This window comes from Tenggerimyces flavus, from assembly GCF_016907715.1.
GTDB lineage: Bacteria > Actinomycetota > Actinomycetes > Propionibacteriales > Actinopolymorphaceae > Tenggerimyces > Tenggerimyces flavus.
Genome location: NZ_JAFBCM010000001.1, coordinates 6,193,051 through 6,211,846, shown reverse-complemented (window position 1 = coordinate 6,211,846; position 18,796 = coordinate 6,193,051). Strand labels below are relative to the sequence as shown.

At 69.3% G+C, this 18,796-nt stretch carries 15 protein-coding genes and 1 pseudogene; 7 read left to right on the top strand and 9 right to left on the bottom strand.

Annotated elements, in window-relative coordinates; genetic code table 11:
• Window positions 1-470 precede the first annotated feature (470 nt).
• Genes JOD67_RS29190 through JOD67_RS29175 form a run of 4 tightly spaced genes read left to right on the top strand, consistent with a single transcriptional unit; the run spans window position 471 to window position 4,215 of the window.
• Window positions 471-821, top strand: a complete 351-nt coding sequence (locus JOD67_RS29190; RefSeq protein ID WP_205120908.1) for a cytidine deaminase-like protein — start codon at window positions 471-473, stop codon at window positions 819-821.
• A gap of 37 nt (window positions 822-858) precedes the next feature.
• The gene (locus tag JOD67_RS29185; RefSeq protein WP_205120907.1) at window positions 859-2,364 is read left to right on the top strand and encodes a hypothetical protein; all 1,506 of its coding nucleotides are present in this window, start codon (window positions 859-861) and stop codon (window positions 2,362-2,364) included.
• Window positions 2,357-3,286, top strand: coding sequence for a GTPase Era (gene era, locus JOD67_RS29180; protein ID WP_205120906.1), 930 nt, complete (start codon window positions 2,357-2,359; stop codon window positions 3,284-3,286). Before JOD67_RS29185 ends, era begins: the two co-directional genes overlap by 8 nt.
• Before the next feature lie 5 nt (window positions 3,287-3,291).
• Window positions 3,292-4,215, top strand: coding sequence for a phosphotransferase family protein (locus JOD67_RS29175; RefSeq protein ID WP_205120905.1), 924 nt, complete (start codon window positions 3,292-3,294; stop codon window positions 4,213-4,215).
• Here JOD67_RS29175 and JOD67_RS29170 read toward each other — a convergent pair.
• The 4 genes from JOD67_RS29170 to JOD67_RS29155 form a co-directional block, all read right to left on the bottom strand.
• Window positions 4,212-5,057: a septum formation family protein gene (locus JOD67_RS29170; protein WP_205120904.1), complete on the bottom strand. Its 846-nt coding sequence runs from the start codon at window positions 5,055-5,057 to the stop codon at window positions 4,212-4,214. The two genes, JOD67_RS29175 and JOD67_RS29170, sit on opposite strands and share 4 nt — an antisense overlap.
• A 71-nt stretch (window positions 5,058-5,128) precedes the next feature.
• Window positions 5,129-6,115: a GNAT family N-acetyltransferase gene (locus tag JOD67_RS29165; RefSeq protein ID WP_205120903.1), complete on the bottom strand. Its 987-nt coding sequence runs from the start codon at window positions 6,113-6,115 to the stop codon at window positions 5,129-5,131.
• A 42-nt stretch (window positions 6,116-6,157) separates the two neighbouring features.
• A complete protein-coding gene (locus JOD67_RS29160) occupies window positions 6,158-6,427 on the bottom strand; it encodes a protealysin inhibitor emfourin (RefSeq protein WP_205120902.1) in 270 nt (89 codons plus the stop codon).
• 320 nt (window positions 6,428-6,747) lie between these two features.
• Complete coding sequence (locus JOD67_RS29155) at window positions 6,748-7,545, bottom strand: alpha/beta fold hydrolase (protein WP_307782596.1); 798 nt, start codon at window positions 7,543-7,545, stop codon at window positions 6,748-6,750.
• A gap of 169 nt (window positions 7,546-7,714) precedes the next feature.
• Here JOD67_RS29155 and JOD67_RS29150 point away from each other — a divergent pair, with 169 nt between their 5' ends.
• From JOD67_RS29150 to leuA, 3 genes are all read left to right on the top strand, one after another.
• On the top strand, window positions 7,715-9,067 hold the full coding sequence (locus tag JOD67_RS29150; protein ID WP_205120900.1) for a hypothetical protein: 1,353 nt from the start codon (window positions 7,715-7,717) through the stop codon (window positions 9,065-9,067).
• On the top strand, window positions 9,064-9,912 hold the full coding sequence (locus tag JOD67_RS29145) for an FKBP-type peptidyl-prolyl cis-trans isomerase (protein ID WP_205120899.1): 849 nt from the start codon (window positions 9,064-9,066) through the stop codon (window positions 9,910-9,912). Before JOD67_RS29150 ends, JOD67_RS29145 begins: the two co-directional genes overlap by 4 nt.
• 168 nt (window positions 9,913-10,080) lie before the next feature.
• A complete protein-coding gene (gene leuA, locus JOD67_RS29140; RefSeq protein WP_239554093.1) occupies window positions 10,081-11,793 on the top strand; it encodes a 2-isopropylmalate synthase in 1,713 nt (570 codons plus the stop codon).
• 159 nt (window positions 11,794-11,952) lie between these two features.
• Here the strand turns inward: leuA and JOD67_RS42135 are convergent.
• The 5 genes and pseudogenes from JOD67_RS42135 to JOD67_RS29120 form a co-directional block, all read right to left on the bottom strand.
• Window positions 11,953-13,170 (bottom strand): annotated as a pseudogene (locus tag JOD67_RS42135) (ABC transporter substrate-binding protein); the annotation flags it as partial.
• Between the two features lie 27 nt (window positions 13,171-13,197).
• On the bottom strand, window positions 13,198-14,055 hold the full coding sequence (locus JOD67_RS42130) for an ABC transporter substrate-binding protein (protein ID WP_307782595.1): 858 nt from the start codon (window positions 14,053-14,055) through the stop codon (window positions 13,198-13,200).
• Between the two features lie 64 nt (window positions 14,056-14,119).
• Window positions 14,120-16,225, bottom strand: coding sequence for an ABC transporter substrate-binding protein (locus JOD67_RS29130; protein WP_205120898.1), 2,106 nt, complete (start codon window positions 16,223-16,225; stop codon window positions 14,120-14,122).
• A 22-nt stretch (window positions 16,226-16,247) separates the two neighbouring features.
• A complete protein-coding gene (locus tag JOD67_RS29125) occupies window positions 16,248-17,339 on the bottom strand; it encodes a Gfo/Idh/MocA family protein (protein WP_205120897.1) in 1,092 nt (363 codons plus the stop codon).
• 597 nt (window positions 17,340-17,936) lie between these two features.
• Window positions 17,937-18,743 carry a GNAT family N-acetyltransferase gene (locus JOD67_RS29120; protein WP_205120896.1) on the bottom strand — a complete coding sequence of 269 codons (807 nt, stop codon included), beginning with the start codon at window positions 18,741-18,743 and terminating at the stop codon, window positions 17,937-17,939.
• Window positions 18,744-18,796 lie beyond the last annotated feature (53 nt).

Sequence of the window (18,796 nt, the reverse complement as noted above, 5' to 3'; positions counted from 1 at the left end):
GATTTCAGGTGTTGGTGGGCGACTTTGGCCCGGGAAAGACGGAAGTGCCTGTCCTGCTGGGGAACCTTGGGATGGCGACGTCTCGAGGCACTCCGTAGGTGCAGCGTCGTGGTCGCCTTACCCGGCCAGTGGCCCCTTTACCTGGCGTCCACCCCACGTAAAGCGGCCGCTGATCATGTTTACATGATCAGCGGCCCGGGGGCGGGGGCGGACCGGTCGAACCCACCGCTGGACGAAGGATCGAGGCTAGGCCAAGGCTAGACCGGGTCGGCCAAAGATCGCCTGACGCGCGACACACCCCCAGAAGTCAGCAGCGGCCATCTGGCCGCGGTGCGGCTCGTCGCCCAGATAACCATCGAGTTCCTCCTGCACCACCCCCATACGGCGGCGCGGGCGCCGCGCGCCATCGCGTCGCGGGTTATCTCGCGGAGCTGCGGATACGGGACCGCCCAACGACCTAGGATGCTCCGGTGGCTGATGAGAAACCGCTGGATCCCGAGGACGCGAAGATCGTGACGCTCGCCCGTTCGACGCGCGCGCGGACCGGGGCAGACGAGGGGGCGGCGGTACGCGACACGACGGGGCGTACGTACACCGCGGCCACCGTCGCGCTGCCCTCGCTGGAGTTGTCCGCGCTCCAACTCGCGGTCGCGATGGCGGTGTCGAGCGGCGTCGACGGTCTCGAGGCCGCGGCGATCGTCACCGAGTCGGAGATCCTCGACGAGGACGACCGTGCCGCGGTCACCGACCTCGGCGGCGCGGAGACGCCGATCTTCGTCGCCGGTTTCGACGGCGAGGTCCGCCGGGTGGAACGCGCCTGAGGCTGCCCTTCGTCGTACAGGTATGCCTCCTTCGGGTATGCCGCACATCGACCCTGAGTTCGTCGCGACCAGGATGGCGAAGTTCCTGCACGATGTCGCCGCTGTCCAAGCAGGGGAGACGCTCCGTCGCCGAGGTGCGCTGGTATGCGTGGCCTCGCCAGACCGCGTCGTGCTCGTACGGGCCGTCGACGGCGCAGTCGTCCTCGATCTGACGGTGGATCCGTCAGCGGTCGACGACGTGCTGGTGGCCCTGGATCCCGTGCTCGGACGCGCTTCCGCGGTCCTCGCCTGGGACGGACCGACCGGCAAGGACGTGGTGGAGGATCTCGTCCGGCTCTCGCCGCAGCGCGACGTCTACCGGTTCGACGAGGTGCGCTGGGTGTCCGCCGGAGCGGTCTTCGCCGGCTGGCACGGTGAACCCTCGTTCCTGTCCGGTCCCGTTCCGCAGCCGCGAGCGAAGGACCGGCCGATCCCCGGCTACCGCGTGCTGAGCCGGAGGTTCGAGGAGTACCTCGAGGGCCGGACCGTTCAGCTGCCGCAGCGCTACGCGCCCCAGCCACAGCCGCTCCCAGGTGGCACCGGCGATCCAGTGGCTGACGCCAGGCTGATCATCCAGGCCCTCCGCGACGTCGTCGACCAGACCGCGCCCATCTCCCCGCGCGCGCTGTTCCCGCACCCGGCGAACCCGCTGCCGTCGGCTCTGATGCCGACGGACGCGAACGCGTACGCCCGCCGTATGCACAACCTGGCCGCGGACCTGGTGCGACCGGTGCTCGAGGACCCGAGCTGGGTGATCCTCGTTCCGACGATCGACGACGTCGGCCTGCCGCGCAGGTTCGTGCTACTGAAGGTGTCGGACGGCACGGTCGGCCTGGACGTGGCGGCCGATCCCGACGCCGAGACCGGCCCGACCTCGTACCAGGCCGTCCTCGCCAAGCTGGACGCGACGATGGCCGAGCTCGACGTGGTCCGCGTCGCACCGGTCTCCCAGGGCTTCCGGGTGGCCGCGGCGACGGCCGCGCTCTGGAAGCCACGTACGGTCTGGCTCGCCGCACGGCGACTGCTCAGCCGCGAGGGTGGGGAGCTGCGACGCGAGCTGCGCCAGTCAGTGGCAACGGGCGGGCTCGGCCTTCGCACCACCAGCGCGGGGATCGCCGTCTGGGGACCGCGATCCACCAGGAACGCGGTCCTGCGACTCGTGCACCGCGACGGCGAGCTCCCGACGAGGCGAGAAGCGCGCGGACACCGGTGGATGCACGCGGACTGGCACGCCGCCGACTACGCCTACCAGGCGTGGTACGCCGATCCGCCGGAGCAACCCCCGGGATCGTTGGACCCGGTGCGCACGGCGGCCACCATCGCCAAGGACTTCTCCACCAACCCCCAACCGCTCCCCGGCGCGACCGGCGACGCCGTCGAGGACGCCCGGCGGATCCTCGCTCTGCTGCGCGAGATCGGGGCCGGCACGGCTCCGGTCTCGCCGCGCTTCCCGGCCGACGAGGGCAAGCCCGAGGGCATGGAGGACAATCGGCCTCGTGAGTGACGAGCAACCGACGTTCCGGTCCGGTTTCGCCTGCCTGGTGGGGCGGCCGAACACCGGGAAGTCGACGCTCACGAACGCCCTCGTCGGCGCGAAGATCGCGATCGCGTCCTCGCGCCCGCAGACGACGCGGCATACCGTACGAGGCATCGTGAACCGGCCGGACGCGCAGCTGGTGATGGTCGACACGCCGGGTCTGCACAAGCCGCGGACACTGCTCGGCGAGCGGTTGAACGACATCGTCACGACCACGCTCGGCGAGGTCGACATCGTCGGCGTCTGCATGCCTGCCGACGAGAAGGTCGGCCCGGGGGACCGGTTCCTGGTCGCCGAGGTCGGCAAGATCCGGCGCCGGCCCACGGTCGCGATCGCGACGAAGGCGGACCTCGTCGACCCCGGCCGGATGGCCGAGCATCTGCTCGCGATCCAGCAGCTGGGGACGGACACCGGGATCGAGTGGGACGAGATCGTCCCGGTCTCGGCGCGCGTCGGACAGCAGGTGGACCTGCTCGCGGACCTGCTGGTCGGACGGCTGCCGGAGGGACCTCAGCTCTATCCGGACGGCGAGCTCACCGACGAGCCCGAGGAGGTGCTGGTCGCGGAGCTGATCCGCGAGGCAGCGCTGGAGGGCGTACGCGACGAGCTTCCGCACTCGATCGCGGTGCTGGTCGAGGAGATGGGCCTGCGCGAGGGCCGCCCGGAGAACCGCCCGCTGCTGGACATCTACGCGAACCTGTACGTCGAGCGCCCGAGCCAGAAGGCCATCATCATCGGCGCCGGCGGCTCTCGCCTCCGGCGGGTGGGAACGGACGCGCGCAAGCAGATCGAGGCCATCCTCGGCACCCCGGTCTACCTCGACCTGCACATCAAGGTCGCGAAGGACTGGCAGCGCGACCCCAAGCAACTACGGAAGCTCGGCTTCTAGCGACCATGGCTGACCGGCTTCCGGACGGGGCGATCTCGATCGCCGCGCGCCACGGAGTGCCGGCCAAGGACGTTCGCGTGTTTCCCCAGCAGGGCGAGGTCAATCTGACCATCTCCCTCGGCGAGAACCTGATCCTCCGGATCCCGCGCGACGACGTGGCGGAGCAGCGGCTGGCGAAGGAGAGCGCGGTGATCCCGGTCGTCCAGGCTGCCGGCGTGCCGACGGCCCGCCTCGTCGCGTACGACGCGAGCCGCGACCTGGTCGACCGGCCCTACGTGGTGCTCGAGCGCCTGCACGGTACGACGCTCGGCGAGGCCGGCCACGAACCGGAGACGAACGCCGAGGCCTATACCTCTCTCGGTATGGTCCTGGCCAACCTGCACCGGCTTCGGCTGGACGAGCTCGGGCCGATCGCCGGGGTCCCCGAGCCGTACCGGTTCGATCCGGATCCGCTGCTTCGGACGCTGTGCGAGTCGGGGGAGCTGGGCTCGGCTCAGGCGACGTGGCTGAGGGAGTGGTTCGACGCTCTCGCGGCCGTGGGCGCCGTTCACGCCGACGACGTCCTGCTGCACGGCGACGTCATCCCGTCGAACCTGATCCTCGACCAGTCCGGACGAGTTTCCGCGCTGCTCGACTGGGGCTGCGCCGAGTGGGGCGATCCCGTTCGCGACTTGGTCGACCTGCCAACGAGAGCGCTGCCGTCGATCCTGGCCGGCTACCGCTCGGTCACCCCGCACGACGAGCTGGCCTGGGCGGCGAGTGCGGTCTGGTACCAGCTGTTCTGGGCGCTCGCGCGGCTGCGCAAGGCGCCCTCCACCTCCGAGGCGCGGACCTGGACGGCGCCTCGGCAGGCGAGGTTCGTGGAGATCCTGCGGTTCTTCTCCGGTCCGCTGACCAGCCCCTGGTCGGAGCTGGCGCCAGGCGGTTAGGGCGTCGAGGTCGCGGTGGGGGCCGGGGTTGCGGTCGGAGCGGCGACGGCGGGGAGCGTGGCGCTGACCCAGCAGCTGCCGGTGCGGTCGCCAGCGGCCCAGCCGGACTCGTTCGGGAACTCCCACTGCTTGCCTACGTGGCCGGGGTAGCCGGTCGTCGTCACCAGCGCGGCGCAGCGTTCCTCCGAACGGGTGTCCAACGAGCCTCGGCCCGGGTAGATCTCGTCGAGAGTCCCCAGCTCCGAAGCCTTCGGCACCAGCTCGGAGATGTGCGCCTGCGCGCACGACACGTACTGCTGGTTCTTCGCGAAGTCCGGCACGGTGTTCAGGCACGCCCGCAGGCCGAGCGGTACGGACGAGGTGAGCACGCCGCGGACCGAGCCCGTCCGCGACTCCGCCTTCGTCCCCTGCGTGTCGAGCCGCGCCAACGCGTCGCAGCGCACCCAGAACTGGCCGGCGTTCTGGGTAGCGTCGCTCGGCACCATGAACGTCAGATCGAGCCGCGAGACGTCGTCGGTCGCGCCCACGTAGTCGGAGAAGGCCTTCCGGCAGGAGGCGGCGTACTGACCGACGTTCTTGGGCGTGACCTTCTCCGTCGCCGGAACGACAGCCACCGTCTCCAGCGTGTGCCGCTCGGTGCAGGCGACCACGGGGCTCGGGTCGCGGTGGTCCTTCAGCGCCGAGGCCTCCGCCGCATGGCACTCGCCGACCTTGGGCACCGCACCCGGCGTACCGGACGGCGACGGCGCCGCGTTCTTGGAGCCCTCACCGGACGAGCAGCCGGCCAAAGCGAGCAAGCCGGCCACCAGGCCCGTTGCGATGAGCGATCCCCGTCGAACCATGAATGCTCTGCCTCCGAAAGTTGCGTGGACGCCAGAGCCTAGAACGACGCGGGATCACCCAAAGTGCCGGGCTAAACCGAACGCTGGTAGCCGAGGTGGCGTTCGACGATCTGGTAACCGAGGGCCTCGTTCACCGCGATCATGTACGAGTTCGACTCGGCATTCCACGTGTCGACGTACCGAACGGTCGGCTCGGCCTCGCGCAGCCACTCGACCATCGAGGCCTTGAGCAGCATCCCGAGCCGGTGGCCGCGGTGGTCCTTCAGCACGCTGGTGTCCCACTGGTTCGCGTACTCCGGGGCACCCGGGTGGTAGCCGAGCATCGTGTGTCCGGCCAGCGCGCCGTCGGACTTCCGGCGGGCGATGATCCGGTAGATGCGGTCGCCGCCCTCGAGCCGGGCGTTCTCCCACTCCCGGATGCGCTTCGCGTCGAAGATCTCGTCCTCGATGTCGAGGTCGTCGGTCGGTGCGTCGTTGATCGCCGCGGTCATCACCGCGACGTCCTCGATCAGCTCTTCCGGCACCGAGCCCTCGACGCGCACCAGCTCGTAGTCCGCTGCGGCCGCCTCGGCCTTCGCGCGGTGTGCGGCGATGTCCTCGAAGTCGACGCTCAGCAGGTCCTGGCGCCGGTGGATGTCGGCGCTCTTCCGCTCGAACCCCATCGTCTCGGCGAACGCGTTGAACTCGGGACGGTCCAGCGTCCCGGCGCCGACCGTACGCCGGCCCTCCTCGCGCACCCGCTTCATCCCGGCCTCGTACAACGCCCGGCCGTGGCCCATGCGGCGATGCTCGGGGTGGACGAGCACGTTCACCCCACCGAGGTGCAGGTTGTCGCGATAGCTGAACCACACGCCGAGCTTGCCGATCACGGCGTCGCCCTCGCGCAGCAGCCAGACCTCGGGCGGCTCGCCGTCCCAGCCGTAGCGGTGCCAGGCGAGGACCTGTTGGCGAGTGTCGGCAGGGAAGTACGGGTGGTCCGCGAGCCGGGAGGCTTCGTGCAGATCCATCATGGCTTCGACGGCGGCGTCGTCGGCGAGGTCGAGTCGTTCGAGGTTCACCCGCCAAGCGTCAGGCCGTACGGCAGGTCGGCGCAACCGGGTTTACAAACCCCGATTTCCGAGCACCCGGTGAACGAGTGTCGCCAGCTCGCCGGTGAGCTCGGTCTCGCTGACCTCGATGCGCTCGCCGCCCGCCTGAATCGTGTACGTCGGGGCATCCGACGACGCCGCCCGGGGCAGCCGCGGTCGCTTGCCGTGGCGCTTCACGATCGCCTCGAGCTCGGCGCCGCCCGGTGTCCTGCGCGTGTCCAGCCGGCCGCTCACGTCTTGGCCGGCGAAGCCACCTCGCCGGGTCACCCGGATCTCGCTCATGTCCTTCGTACGGACGGGCGGCGCCGAGCGTTCCCCTAGCCTCGTTCTTTCGTCCGACCGTCGGCCCGGACCGCCCCCGCCTGGGGCCAATGATCATGTTTACATGATCATTTGCCGCTTTACGTGGGGTGGACGCCAGGTAGAGCGGCCACTGGCCGGGTAAGGCGACCACGACACGCTTCACCTACGGAGTGCTTTCCCGCTCGGATCACTCGAGACGTCGCCACCCCAAGTGTGCCCAGCAGGACAGGCACGTCCGTCCTTCACAGGCCAACGTCGCCCACCAACACCTGAGATCCCGAGGCTAGCCGTTGCCGAGCTCAGTCCAGGAAGGACAGGGCCGTGGACACGAACAGCGGCGACATGAAGATGTCGTAGTGGGTCAGGCCGGGCAGGATCGCCAGCGAGTGCCCGCCCTTCGGCCGACCCTCGCCGGTCCAGCCGCCGTCACGCAGTCCGCCGTCGAGCAGCGCGAACACCTCGACGTAGTGGCTCGGCGGCGCCATGTCGGCGTCCGCGGCGATGACCAGCCACGGCACCTGGAGCGCCCGGACCTCCTCGGAGTAGTCGAATGGGATCGCCATCACTTCGCCGATCTTGTCCAGCAGGCGCGGGAAGTCCTCCGGCCGAGGCGCGAGCCGCGCGTACGACTCGTACATCGGCGTCTCCTTCATGAACTCGGCCGCCGCACCCGAGACCTGGCCCTGCTGCTCGCGCATCTCGGCGTAGATCGCGTCGGTACGGATGTGCGTCGACGCCGTGACGACCTTGCGGATCTTGTCCGGGTGCCGGACCGCGACCTGGAAGGCCACACCTCCGCCCATCGAGTACCCGACGACGTCGGGGTGGTCCAGGCCGAGGTGGTCGATGAGCGCCGCGATGTCGTCGGCCATGAGGGCGACGTCGAGCGGGCGGTCGATGTCCGCGGTACGGCCGTGGCCCTGCAGGTCGACCAGGATCACCTGGTGGTTCTCGGTGAACGCGGGAAGGATCGGCCCATACATCTCGCCGGCGCCGAGCCCTCCGTGCAGCAGGATCAGCGGCCGGCCGGTTCCGTGGATCTCGTAGTACAGGTGGAGGCCGTTGACGTCGGCGTACTGCCCGTTGGTGGTGGTCACGTGAGTGCTCCTCGTTGGTACGTCAGCAAGTTGCAGAGGAGACTGCCACGCCTTCGAGAACTCATCGGTAGCTTTCGGGGATTTCTCCGGGGTCTTGTGGAGCGAATGGGACAGAAGTACGCTAACGGTGTTTTTGTGACTAATGTGACAACTGAGACGGGGCAGTCTCATGCGGACGAAACACCGTGTGCGGGTAGCAAGCGTTCTGGTAGCGACGGTCGCGATGTTGGCGGCTGGACCAGTGGCGTGGGCGGACGATGAGTCCAGCCAGGGAGAGGACCAGTCCAGCCAGACCTTGTTGGGCGGTCTGCTCGGCGGCGACGACGAGTCGGCGGACGAAGCTGACGAGTCTGAGGATGCCGTCGCTGAAGACGCCGACGAGGCTTCCGACGAAGCCCCTGAAGAGGCTTCCGGCGAAGCTTCCGACGAGGCCGACAACGAGGCGGCGGACGAGGCCGAGCCGGCCGACGAGGCGAGCGACGAGGTGTCGAACGACGCCCTGCTCGGTGACCTCCTCGGTAGCGGCGAGGAGTCCGATGGCGATTCCCAAGAAGAGGGCGACTCCGAGGACTCCGAGGACAGCGGCGGCCTGCTCGGCGGTGACCTGCTGGGTGGCGACCTGCTGGGCGGCGATCTCCTCGGTGGAGATCTGCTCGGTGGCGACCTCCTGGGCGGAGACCTGCTTGGCGGTGACCTCCTCGGAGGTGACCTGCTCGGCGGCGGTCTGCTCGGCGACGGCGGCGGTCCCGACACCGCCTGGGGAACGGTGATCCCGAACGTTCCGGCGCCGCAGTCCCACGCCTGGCTGGTCCGCGTCGACGGCATCATCGCCGACAAGGCGGTGTTCGCCAGTCACTACCCGGTGATGCCCGACGCACCCAAGGTCCGCAGCGGCGGCTCGGAGCTCATTCGCCTCGTTCCCGAAGCCCAAGCACCGCTGATCCCCGCCGTGGGACTGGGCGTCGCGTCCGGCGCGTACACGAAGGCGATCGGCAACGCGGTCTCCGGCAACCCCGGTCAGATGGACCTGCCGTACCCGGGCGCCGCGCACGCCGAGGCGGCCGCGACATCGATCGACGTCGGCGTCCCGTACATCTCCAACATCATCCCCGGCGGCAAGCAGCTCTCCCTGGTCGGCGTGCACCTCGAAGGCGTGCGCGTGGCCGTGACGAGCTGGCGGCAGCGGCTGAAGTTCAGCGGCATGGGCCCGGTCGCCGGGTACGTCTCGCTGCTGGGCCGCCCGCTGCTCGAGGTGCCGACCGACTACATCGAGCCCAACCTGGGCATCCGCCTTCCCGAGGACCGCAGCGAGCCCGCGCTCGCCGAGGTCGTGCTGAACGAGCAGGTCACGACCGACTCCGACGGCAAGCCGACCGAGGACGCGAACGGGCGGTACGAGTTCGACCCGAGGGCGACGAGCGGGTACGCGAATGCCGCGCACGTCTCCGTACTCGGGCTGAACGCGATCGACGTGACCGTCGCGCACGCCGCGGTGACGGCGAAGAGCCCGAAGAAGAAGTGATCCGCGGACTGCTGCCCGCCGCCGTCGTCCTTCTCGCGACGGCGGCGGGCTGCGGCACGCCACTTCCCCACGTGCAGGGGGAGTTCGGCGCCCTGCCGGTCGTCGACATCCCGCGCATCGCCGCACCCGACGAGCCGGTCGTCAAGGTGCTGTCGACCGGGCAGGGGCGGACCGTCGCGCGTACCGACGTCGCGGTCGTGAACGTCGCGATCTGGACCTGGCGGCAGAACAAGCCGTACCTCGACACGTTCCGCACCAAGCAGCCGACCTCGGTGAAGCTCGGCGGCGGCCAGGTGTCGAAGGCATGGGACACCGCGCTGGTCGGCAAGCGCGCCGGCAGCCGCATCCTGCTGATCGCGCCGGCCAAGCTCGGGTTCGGCAAGGACGGCATCGCGCCGGCGAACGTCGAGCCCAGCGACACCCTCGTACTCGTCTTCGACCTCGTCGGCAGCTATCCGGCGAAGCGCGCGTTCGAACCACGGCTCGCGCCGCCCGCCAAGGAGCCGCCGACGACCCTCAGCGCCGCGGTCCTGAAGCGCGGCCTCGGGCCGACGGCGCGGCGGGGGAGCACGGTCGTCCTGCACTACACCGGTCTGGCCTGGCCGGACGGCGCGGTGTTCGACTCCTCGTACCGGCGCGGTGCGCCGAACGGCTTCGTGCTCGAGCCCGGTGCCGTTCCGCCGGGTTGGCTGGATGCGCTCGCCGGCGTCCCGGCGGGCAGCACGGTCCTCGTCTCTGTGCCGGCGAGCCTCGGCAAGGGGTTCACCGCGACGGCCGGCGGCCTCGCCGTACCCCCGGGCGCCGCTGTCCGTTACCGGCTCGATCTCCTCGATGTCGCTGGGTAGTTGCCAGGGCGGCTACGCGGGCCGCTAAGCTGGACGCATCATGCGGTACGTGAGCCTCCTCCTTCGCTGCCGCGGCGGGGCCTTCTAACAGGCCGGTCCCTCGTCGCGGAGATTGCCACGCGCCCGGCCGTCGTCCAGGCAGTAACCGCGAAGACGAAGGACCCACGCATGCCGAACCGCCAAAAGCCCAGCCCGATGCCGTTCCATCGCTACGCCGCGTTCCCGCCCGTAGCGCTCCCGGACCGCACCTGGCCGGAAGCCCGGATGACCGAGGCGCCGCGGTGGCTCTCCACCGACCTGCGCGACGGCAACCAGGCGCTGATCGACCCGATGAGCCCGCAGCGGAAGCGGCGGATGTTCGACCTGCTGGTCAAGATGGGCTACAAGGAGATCGAGGTCGGCTTCCCGTCGGCGAGCCAGACCGACTTCGACTTCGTGCGCGAGATCATCGAGCAGGGGCTGATCCCCGAGGACGTGACGATCTCCGTTCTCACCCAGGCGCGCGAAGAGCTGATCGAACGCACGGTGCAGTCCCTGGTCGGAGCGAACCGCGCGACCGTGCACATGTACAACGCGACCGCGCCGCTGTTCCGGCGCGTGGTGTTCGGCGTGGACCGCGAGGAGTGCCGCGCGATCGCCGTACGCGGAACCGAAGCCGTGATGAAGTACGCCGACCAGCTGCTGTCCGGCACCGAGTTCGGCTACGAGTATTCGCCCGAGATCTTCATGGACACCGAGCTGGACTACACGCTCGACGTCTGCGAGGGCGTGATGGACGCGTGGCAGCCCGGTCCGGACCGCGAGATCATCCTCAACCTGCCTTGTACGGTTGAACGTTCGACGCCGAACGTCTACGCCGACCAGATCGAGTGGGTCAGCCGCAACCTGTCCCGGCGCGAGCACGTCTGCATGTCGGTCCACACGCACAACGACCGCGGCACGGCCGTCGCCGACGCCGAGCTCGCGGTGCTGGCCGGCGCGGACCGCGTCGAGGGCTGCCTGTTCGGCAACGGCGAGCGCACCGGCAACGTCTGCCTGGTGACGCTGGGCCTGAACCTGTTCACCCAGGGGATCGACCCGCAGATCGACTTCTCCGACATCGACGAGATCCGCCGCACGGTCGAGTACTGCAACCAGATCGGCGTGCACGAGCGGCACCCGTACGCGGGCGACCTCGTCTACACCGCGTTCTCCGGCTCGCACCAGGACGCGATCAAGAAGGGCCTCGAGGCGCTGACCCGCGCCGCGTCCGACGCTGGCGTGCCGGTGTCGGAGTTCCCGTGGGAGGCGCCGTACCTGCCGGTCGACCCGAAGGACGTCGGGCGGACGTACGAAGCTGTCATCCGGGTGAACTCGCAGTCCGGCAAGGGCGGCGTCGCGTACGTGATGAAGGCCGAGCGCCAGCTCGACCTGCCGCGCAAGCTGCAGATCGAGTTCAGCCGGGTCGTACAGGGCTTCACCGACGACGAGGGCGGCGAGGTCTCGCCGGACGAGATCTGGCGCATCTTCCAGGCCGAGTACCTCTCCGGCGAGGGACCGCTGGCGCTGAACTCCGTGCACACGTCCGCGGCCGAGGGGCAGCGCGACGCGTTGACCGTCAACGTGTACGTCGACGGCGAACGGAAGACGCTCACCGGCGACGGCAACGGCCCGATCGCGGCGTTCGTGTGCGCGATTCGCGACGTGGGCTTCGACGTTCGCGTCCTCGACTACACCGAGCACGCCCTGAGCTCCGGCGGCGATGCCACCGCGGCCGCGTACGTCGAGTGCGAGGTCGGCGGCCAGACCAGCTGGGGCGTCGGCATCGACGCCAACATCGTGACCGCCTCCCTCAAGGCCGTGATCTCCGCCGTCAACCGCGTGTCCCGCACCGCCACCTGACGCGCGCGGTCGTTTGGGTCGGGGGCACCCTGGTCCCATAGGTTCGGACAGGGGTGCCCCCGACCCAGTCAGGCCTCGGCCAGTCAGCGGCGATGGTTTGGGTGAGGGGCACCCTGGTCCCATAGGTTCGGACAGGGGTGCCCCCGACCCAGCCGGACCTCACTGGCTGTGGGCGGCGGGGTCGTCCCAGTACCAGGTCTCGGGGTCGTAGACGGCGGGTACGGGGTAGTGCCAGTCGTTGGTGAAGCCGTTCAAGGCGGTGTTCTCCCGCGCCGGAACGTTCCGCAGGCCCTTGCGGTACAGCTCGATCGCCGGGTAGTTCGCGACCGAGCCCATGAAGAACGGCCCCTCCTCGATGTGGATCCGCACCATGTCGGCGACCAGCTTGTCCCGCTTCAGGACGTCGGCCTCCAGCCGGATCTGGTCCGACAACGCCCACAGCCGCTCGACCGGGCCACCTGAGTCGGGCTCCATCCGCGGCGGCGTCCGGGCGTACGGGTCGACGTCGAGCTCCTCCTTCTCCGCTGGCGTGCCGCGCACCGCGTAGAACTGCCCCTGCAGCGGCGCCCAGCGGGTCGTCTCCATCGGCATCAGCCACAGCATGTCCGCCGCGAACGTGACCGTGCTGACCTCCCACGCCGTCGTGCTCATCAGCTTGCCGGCCGCCCACGTCGCCGCGAAGGCCTCGGGCGAGACCGGGTTGAGCTTGGTCTCGACGCCGATCGCGGTCCAGTCGCGCTTGAGCAGCTCGTTCTTGGCCAGGTGCTCACCGCTCGGGTCGATGTCGGCCGGGTAGTCCAGCGAGACCACGAGCTTCTTTCCGCTGGGCAGCTCCCGCTTGCCGTCGCCGTCCTTGTCGACCACGCCGAGCTCGTCGAGCAGCCGCTTCGCCAGCGCCGGGTCGTACTTGATGAACGAGTCGCGCCACTGCTCGTACAGCGACTTCCCCTGCCCGCGTTGGAACTCGCGCGTCTTCGGGCTGTACGTCCCCGTCGTCAGCTCGCCGCTCTCGTAGTAGATCGCCCGCCGTGCCTCCTCCCGACGGAACGCGTGCGACAACGCCTGCCGGAACTTCGGCTCCCGGATCAGAGCACGCAGCTCCGGCTCGAAGTAGTCCTGGTTGAAGAAGAACATCGACCCCGTGCCGGATCCCGTGTCCCACAAGGTCATCTGCATGCCGCTGCGCGACTCGGACTGCCGCAGCGCGGACACGTCCTTCAACGTCAGCTCGATGAACCGCCCGTGCACGAAGTCGAACTGCCCCTGCTGGATCTGCAGCTTCCGCGTCTCCACGTTGTCGTTGATCTGGAACACGATGCTGTCGAGGTACGGCAGCTGGTTGCCGTCGCGGTCGACGGCCCAGTAGTACGCGTTCCGCTCGTACGTGCTGAGCTGGCTCTCGCGTTACGACGCGAGCCGCCAGCCGGTCATCACGGGCACGTCCGGGTTGAGGATTCCGTTCCGCTTCTGGTCGAACGTGGTCGGCCAGTCCTTCGCCACGTTCTTGCTGTACCTCGGATGGAACTGCTTGAGGTAGTGCTTCGGCTCCATCCAGCTCCCGCAGACGCCGCGCTTCACGCAGCTGGCGATGATCTCCGGCACCATCGGCGACGGCGCGTCGTAGGTGAGCACGATCGTGTGGTCGTCCGGCGCGGCCAATTTCGCCACCGTGCCCTTGCCGGAGCGCGCCTCGTCCGGGATGCCCTCGGCGAACTCCTCGTCGAGGACCATGTCCTCCCACCAGAAGACGACGTCCGCGGTCGTCCACGGCTCCCCGTCCGACCATTTCAGGCCCTTGCGGAAATGCAACGTCCACTCGGACTGGTCGGCATTGGACTCCCAGCTCTCCGCCAGCCCGGGCCCGAAGTCGAGACCGTCGTTCAACCAGCGCAGCGGGGAGTGGCCGTACATGTACTCCTTCTGCGACGTGTCCACCGGCGGGTTGCCCGGGATGCGCAGCGTGCCGCCGTACTTGCCGGGGGACAGCCAGCGGTGCGGGACGACGTACGGGTTCGCCGGCAGCCGCTCCGCGAGTGGCGGCAGCTTGCCCGCCTCGACCTCCTTGGCCAGGATCGGCGACTCGTGCAGCTCGCTCGGCGGCGCGAGCGGCTTCGGCTCCGAGCCCTTCAGCTTGGAGCTGGGTGCGCCGGTCGAGTCCGCGTCACCGTTCCCACCGTCGCCATCACCGCTGCAGGCCGCCAGCGTCGTGCTCGCCGCGGCGACCGCCGCCCCGTACAGGAACGTTCTCCTCGGCACTGGCATCGCTCGATCCTCCCGCTCGGGTACGCCTGGACTCATGCCCAAGCGCGCCCGGCGGCAAGCATCGCTAGCTGTGGGCTGACGGGTCGTCCCAGAACCAGGTCTCGGGGTCGTACGCCGCCGGCACCGGGTAGTGCCAGTCGTTGGTGAAGCCGCCGAGCGCGGTGTTCTCGCGCGTCGGGATGTTGCGCAACCCGTTCTTGACAAGCTCGATCGCCGGGTAGTTCGCCACCGAGCCCATGAAGAACGGGCCCTCGTTCACGTGGATCTTCACCAGGTCCGCGACGAGCTTGTCCCGCTTCAGCAGGTCCGCCTCGACCCGGATCTGGTCCGACAGCTGCCACATCCGTTCGACCGGTCCGCCGGGCTCGGGCTCCATCCGCGGCGGCGTCCGCTTGAACGGGTCGACGTCCAGCTCCTCCGTCTCCGCAGGCGTTCCCCGCATCGCGTAGAACTGCCCCTGCAGCGGCGCCCACCGCGACGGTTCCATCGGCAGCATCCACACCATGTCGGCCGCGACGCTGACCGTGCTCGTCTCCCAAGTTGTCCGGCTCATCAGCTTCCCGGTCGCCCAGGTAGCGTCCCAGGCCGCGTTCGGCACCGGGTTCAGCTTGGTCTCGATCCCGATCTCTTCCCAGTTCTTCTTCAGCAGCTCGTTCTTCTGCATGTGCTCGCCGCTGGGCTCCTCCTCGGCCTGATAGTCGAGATAGACGACGAGTTTCTTCCCGCTCGGGAGTTCGCGCATGCCGTCGCCGTTCTTGTCGACCACGCCGAGCTCGTCCAGCATCTTCTTGGCCTGCTCCGGGTCGTACTTGCTGAACGAGTCGCGCCACTGCTCGTACAGCGACTTGCCGTCGCCGCGTTGGAACTCTCTCGTCTTCGGGCTGTAGGTGCCCGTGGTGAGCTCGCCGGTGTCGTAGTAGATCGCCTTGCGCGCCTCCGGCCGATTGAACGCCAGGGACAACGCCTGCCGGTACTCGGGCTTGCGGATCAACGCCCGCATCTCCGGCTCGTAGTAGTCCTGGTTGAAGAAGAAGATCGAGCCGGTCCCGGACCCGCTGTCCCACAAGGTCATCTGCATACCGCTGCGCGACTGCGTCGACCGCAGCCCTGAGATGTCCGACAGCACCAGGCCGGCGAACCGCCCGTGCACGAAGTCGAACTTGCCCTGCTGCATCTGCAGTTTCCGCGTCTGGACGTTAGCGATCACAGTGAACGAGATCGAGTCGAGGTACGGCAGCTGATTCCCGTCCGGGTCGACCACCCAGTAGTACGGGTTGCGCTGGTAGGTACTGGCCAAGCTCTCCTGGTACTTCGCGAGCTGCCACCCCGTCATCACCGGCACGTCCGGGTTCTGCACCGCGTTGCGCTTCGCGTCGAACGCGGTCGGCCAGTCCTTCGGCACGTTCTTGTTGTACTTGGGGTGGAACTGCTTCACGTAATGCTTCGGCTCCATCCATCCGGCGCCGATGCCCCGCTTCACCCAGTTCGCGATGATCTCCGGCACCATCGGCGACGGCGCGTCGTAGGTGAGCACGATCGTGAGGTCGTCGGGCGCGGTGACCTTGGCCACCGTGCCCTTGCCGGAACGCGCCTCGTCCGGGATGCCCTCGGCGAACTCCTCGTTGAGGACCATGTCCTCCCACCAGAACATGACATCTTCGGTGGTCCAGGGGTGCCCGTCCGACCACTTCAGCCCCTTGCGGAAGTGCAGCGTCCATTCCGACTGGTCGTCGTTCGACTCCCAGCTCTCCGCCAGCCCAGGCCCGAAGTCGAGGCCGTCGTTCAACCAGCGCAGAGGCGAGTGCCCATACATGAACTCCTTCTGGGTCACGTCCACGCCCTCGTTGCCCGGCATCAGCATCGTGCCGCCGTACTTGCCGGGAGCGAGCCACTTGTGCGGGACGACGTACGGCTTCTCAGGCAGCCGCTCGGCGACCGGCGGGAGCTTGCCCGCCTTGACCTGGGCGGCGAGCGCGGGTGCCTCCTGGAACGTCGCCGGTGGCTCGAGCGGCTCCTTCTCCGAGCCCTTGCCGGTCGACGCGGCTCCGCTGCTGGTCGGGTTTTGCGTTCCAGGGTTGGTGTTTCCCGTGCATGCGACCAGCGTCGCGGTGGCGGCCGCGACGGCAGTGCCATAGAGGAAACCGCGCCTTGACAGTCCGTTGTCACTCATATGGTGCGGACCTCCTCCGCGTTCAGCGTGATGGCGGGATGAGCGTCGTCCAGGCTTTGAGAACGTCGAGCGCCGGACCGGTCGCCCTGGTGAGTGCCTCGGTGCGGGCTTGCTCCAGCACGTCGGCGATGAGAACGCATTGCTGGGTGGTCGCGGACACGATCGCCGCGTGCACCATGGCGAGGCTGACGACGTTGTCGTGACACTCGCCCATCGGGGTGCTGCCGTTGCGTACCGCTTCGACGAACTCGCGCAGCGATCCGTCCAGGCCGGAGTGCTCCATCGTCTGTACGTCGGGGGTGTCGGTGCTGTCATCGGTGAGCTCGAGCGTGGGTGCGTTGTCGCCGTCCCACTGGGCGGTTCCGTTCGCGCCGCTGACCCGCCAGGCGCTGTTCCAGGAGGTCTCCTGGCCGGGGCTGCACCAGCTCCCGGTGTAGACGAAGCGCAGGCCGCCGATCAGCTCGAAGATCGCCGTCGTGGCGGCGTCGCCGGCGTACCAGCTCCACGGCGGGTTGTACTCGTCGCAGTAGACGGCGACCGGGTCCTGGTCGGTGAGGAAGCGGGCGCCGTCGAACGTGTGGATCGCCATGTCGAGGATGAGCGGGTGCGCCATCTCGTCGCGGAAGCCGCCGAAGTGGGGGGCTTTGAAGAAGTTCGCGACGACCGCGCCGAGGGCGCCGAGCCGTTGGGTGTAGGCCTTGAAGGTCTTGATGGTGTCGATGTAGCGGCGGTTCTGGCTGACCATGAACAGCGTTTGGGTGGCCTCGGCGGTCGCGACGAGCTCGAGCGCCTCGGGCAGCGTGGCGGCGAGCGGCTTCTCGCCGAGCACGGGCAGGCCGGCGTTGAGCGCGGTCATCGTGACGGCGTGGTGGGCTTCGGGGATCGTGACGTCGACGACGAAGTCCGCCTCGATGGTGGTCTCGAGCAGGTGGTCGAGGGTCTTCGCGGTGGCGACGTCGTGGTCGTGGGTGTGGGCGAGCTCCTCGGCCCGGGCGTCGTCGATGTCGGCGATCCCGACGAGCTGGACGTCGCCGTTCCGGGCGAGAGCCTGCGACCAGCCCCGCCCCATCCCACCCGCGCCCACCAGCAGCGCCCGCAGCGGTCGGTCAGTCATGTGCGGCGCTCCTGGTAACGTCGAAACGCTTCGATGTCCTGGACGTTACGTGCGGGCGCCGGGGGTGTCCAGACGTACCGACCAGGTTTGGTCAGCGGGGTTCGCCACTTCCCTTGCCGAACCGGGGTTGGGGAGCCCTCTGCCACGTTGCAGAACCCCGTTCCGGTAAGGGAAGTGCCCCCACCTGGGGACAACCGCGATGCCGCTGCCGACAGGAGGGGTGGGGAGCTGGCGGCACGGGGTGGTGGCGGCCAGGGTGATGGCGGCTCCGGCGGCCCAGGCACTGGAGCTAGCGGTCGGGCGGCTGGCAGTGCGGGCGTCATCCACAGCTCGCCCGACTTCCCTTGCCGAACCGGGGTTGGACAGCCCTTTGCCACGTTGCAGAACCCCGTTCCGGTAAGGGAAGTCGCGCCAACCTGGGGACAGCCGCGATGCCGCTGCCGACAGGAGGCCCCGGCGGCCCGGGCGCTGGCGGTGGTGCGGGTGCTGGCTGTGGGGTGCCCGTCATCCACAACCTGCGCCACTTCCCTTGCCGAACCGGGGTTGGAGACCGTGCTGCCACCTCGCGCGACCCCGTTCCGGAAAGGGAAGTCGCGCCTACTCGGGGAGGGAGGCGATGCCGGCGGTGGCGAAGCGGCGGAAGCCGGCGCGTTCGTAGACGCGGGCGATCTCCTCCGAGCCCGCCGACAGGAAGACCACGTCGATGCCGCGTTGCTTGGCGTCCGCGACCAGCAGGGCGGTCACGGCGGCGCCGATGCCGCGGCGGCGGTGGGTGGGCAGGGTCGCGACGCCGGCGACCTCGGTCACCGAGCCGCGCGGGAGGTGCAGGCCGCCCGCCACCGGTCCCGACGAGTCCTCGGCGACCGCGAAGACATACAGGTTCCGCTCGATCAGCTCCCGCACGTACGCCGTCCGGTCGTCGTCCTCGTCCGACGAGGCCAAGGCCGCGTCCCGCTCCGCCACCCCCTGAGGCCCGGAAGCAGTCCCCGGCGCGCCGAAGCCCACCGCGAGCACCGCGTTCGCCACCCCCACGGCCGGGTCGGAGGAAGCAAGCAGCCGCAGCCGCACCCCGGAAGGCGTGGACGGCTGCAACGGCTCCGACAGCACCAGCAGCGGGTACGACCCCACCGAAAGCCCGGCCGAGGCCGCCACCTCGGCCAGCGACAGCGAGTTCTCGTGCACCCACTCGAACGCGACCGGGACGCCGAGCTCCTCCTGCCGCGCCCGGACCGCCGCCACCTCCGCGACCGTGAACGTGCCGGCGTAGCCCAGCCGCGGTCGCGCATAGTAGGCGGACGCACCCGTCGCCACGAACAGCGTGAACGGGCCGATCTCCTCGGTCCGGGCCGTCGGCCGCGGCGAGGCGTCGTAGTAGGTCTCGAGACGTTGCAACAGGTCGCTCATTGGGCCATTCTCACGTGCCGCCGATCGCGAACGGTGCCACACTTGCCCGGCAG

Coding starts and splice junctions, on each gene's coding strand:
- JOD67_RS29170 (WP_205120904.1), bottom strand. CDS start 5,057: ATGGTTCGACGGGGATCGCTCATCGCAACGGGCCTGGTGGCCGGCTTG.
- JOD67_RS29125 (WP_205120897.1), bottom strand. CDS start 17,339: ATGACTGACCGACCGCTGCGGGCGCTGCTGGTGGGCGCGGGTGGGATG.
- JOD67_RS29120 (WP_205120896.1), bottom strand. CDS start 18,743: ATGAGCGACCTGTTGCAACGTCTCGAGACCTACTACGACGCCTCGCCG.
- JOD67_RS29150 (WP_205120900.1), top strand. CDS start 7,715: ATGCGGACGAAACACCGTGTGCGGGTAGCAAGCGTTCTGGTAGCGACG.
- leuA (WP_239554093.1), top strand. CDS start 10,081: ATGCCGAACCGCCAAAAGCCCAGCCCGATGCCGTTCCATCGCTACGCC.
- JOD67_RS42130 (WP_307782595.1), bottom strand. CDS start 14,055: ATGCCAGTGCCGAGGAGAACGTTCCTGTACGGGGCGGCGGTCGCCGCG.
- JOD67_RS29185 (WP_205120907.1), top strand. CDS start 859: ATGCCGCACATCGACCCTGAGTTCGTCGCGACCAGGATGGCGAAGTTC.
- JOD67_RS29160 (WP_205120902.1), bottom strand. CDS start 6,427: ATGAGCGAGATCCGGGTGACCCGGCGAGGTGGCTTCGCCGGCCAAGAC.
- JOD67_RS29175 (WP_205120905.1), top strand. CDS start 3,292: ATGGCTGACCGGCTTCCGGACGGGGCGATCTCGATCGCCGCGCGCCAC.
- JOD67_RS29130 (WP_205120898.1), bottom strand. CDS start 16,225: ATGAGTGACAACGGACTGTCAAGGCGCGGTTTCCTCTATGGCACTGCC.